2 protein-coding genes are annotated in these 2,021 nt (G+C 60.6%); both read right to left on the reverse strand.

Annotation, left to right across the window (positions count from 1 at the left end):
• The coding region (purC, locus tag NW837_RS09830; RefSeq protein ID WP_414331118.1) for a phosphoribosylaminoimidazolesuccinocarboxamide synthase at positions 1 to 723 on the reverse strand (723 nt) is incomplete at its 3' end.
• Between the two features lie 9 nt (positions 724 to 732).
• On the reverse strand, positions 733 to 2,021 hold a 1,289-nt coding region (locus NW837_RS09835), incomplete at its 5' end, for a sugar transferase (RefSeq protein ID WP_414331119.1).

A 2,021-nucleotide genomic window follows, 5' to 3' on the forward strand; every position in this document is an offset into this window, starting at 1 on the left:
CACCCGCTGCAACACCTCTTGATAGCCAGCCACCGGATCCCCCAGATCAAAGCGAAAGAGATCTTTATCCAGCACCCGCGGCTCAGATCCCCCCCGATCCCAAAGACGGCAGGTATCGGGGCTAATCTCGTCGGCTAGCAGGATCTCTCCCTTCTCGTCCAGGCCAAACTCCAGCTTAAAGTCCACCAACTCTAGGCGGCAGCTTCGCCAGAAAGCCTGCAGATGGTTGTTGATGGCCAAAGCCAGGGATCCGAGGCGCTCCACCTGCTCCGGCGTGGCCAGCTGCAATAGGCGGATGTGGTCGGGGGTTACCAGGGGATCCCCCAAGGCATCGTTTTTGTAATAGAACTCCACCAGCGGCGGCTCGATGGGAAGGCCCTGCTCCAGGCCCAGCCGTCGGCAGAGGCTACCCGCTGTGCGGTTGCGCACCACCACTTCCAAAGGCAAGATGTGCAGGGCACGCACCTGCATCTCGGTGGGGCCGGTCTGGGCCAAAAAGTGGTTGCGGATGCCCTGCTGGGCCAGGTAGGCAAACACCCGGCTAGAGACAGTGCAATTAACTTCTCCCTTGCCGGCAATAGAGCCCCGCTTTTGGGCGTTGAAGGCGGTGGCGTCGTCCTTGTACTGGCAAAGATAAACTTGGGGATTGGCGGTGCGGTAAACCCGTTTGGCCTTGCCTTCGTAGACAAGCTCGGAAGACTGGGGAGAGCGCGAAGAGAGCATGGGCAGCCTCTAATACCCGCTCAGCTGTCCGCGGATCCCTTGCCAGAAGGTGATGGCCAAGATGCGCAGATCCAGCCACAGCGACCAGTTTTGCACATAGTAGAGATCATACTGGGTGCGGCGGGCAATGCTGGTATCTCCCCGCAGGCCGTGGATCTGGGCCCAGCCGGTGAGGCCACTTTTTACCAAATGCCGATCCGGATACTTGGGGATCTCCTGGCTAAACTGCTCGACAAAGTAGGGCCGCTCTGGGCGGGGGCCCACTAGGCTCATTTCCCCTTTCAGGACGTTCCACAGTTGGGGCAGCTCGTCCAGGTTGGTGCGGCGCAAAAAGGCTCCTATCTTGGTTCGGCGCGGATCCCCGGGGCGCGTCCAGCCCGGCTGGCCGGCTGCCTCAGCATCCACTCGCATGGTGCGAAACTTGGCAATCCAAAAGCGGCGGCCATCCAAGCTCACCCGCTCCTGCCAGTACAAGATGGGGCCAGGGCTAGTGCAGGCTACCAACAGGGCAATCACCAACAACAGGGGGCTCAGCAGCACAAGCCCTAGAGAGGCGCCGAGAATGTCGATGGCCCGTTTGATGCAACGGTTGTGGGCATAGCGTAAGGGAGGCTGGCGCAGAGTCAGCAGCGGGATCCCGTCGAGAGACTGCAGGCTGAAGTTCACCGTTAAAAAACTTAAGATATCCGGCACCAAGCGCACCTGCACCGACAATGTTTGCAAACTGAGCAACAGAGGAGCAGTTGCCAGCTCCGGTTGCCCAAACCACACCTCCTGCACTTCTGGGTGGGCTTGCAGATAGGCAATCAAATGGACCAGATCCAGACGCTCAAGAGCCGACCAGGAAGGCTCAAGCTGACTGCACAAGCAGGAGAGGGTTCCTCGGGATGAGCCGGACAGAGTCCTGTCGGCAGACTCAACCCCGCCAGAGGTAGGGCGGGCGGTGTTCAGTACTGGATATGAGTCTGGCCGGGGATCCCCATCCTGGGACGGGAGATCTTCCCCGCAAGAGCCTTGCCCCACGCCTGCCCAGGCGACTACCTGGAAGCCCAACTGCGGGGATCGCTGCAATCGCTCCAACACTTCCGCCAACACCGACCAGGATCCCACCCAGATGACCTGCCGCCGACCGTAGCCCCTAGAGCACAACCAGCCCATGCCCAGCCGCAACCCCACCCGTACCAAAGTCAAACTCAGCAGAGCCAACAAGCCGGCGTAGCCCACCACCAGCCGCGACAAAGAGACCGAGCGAACGAAAAAGGCCCCTGCCAGCACCAAACCAAAAGTCAACCCCAACC

The organism is Synechococcus sp. R6-10, from assembly GCF_047461815.1.
Taxonomy (GTDB): Bacteria; Cyanobacteriota; Cyanobacteriia; order Thermostichales; family Thermostichaceae; genus Thermostichus.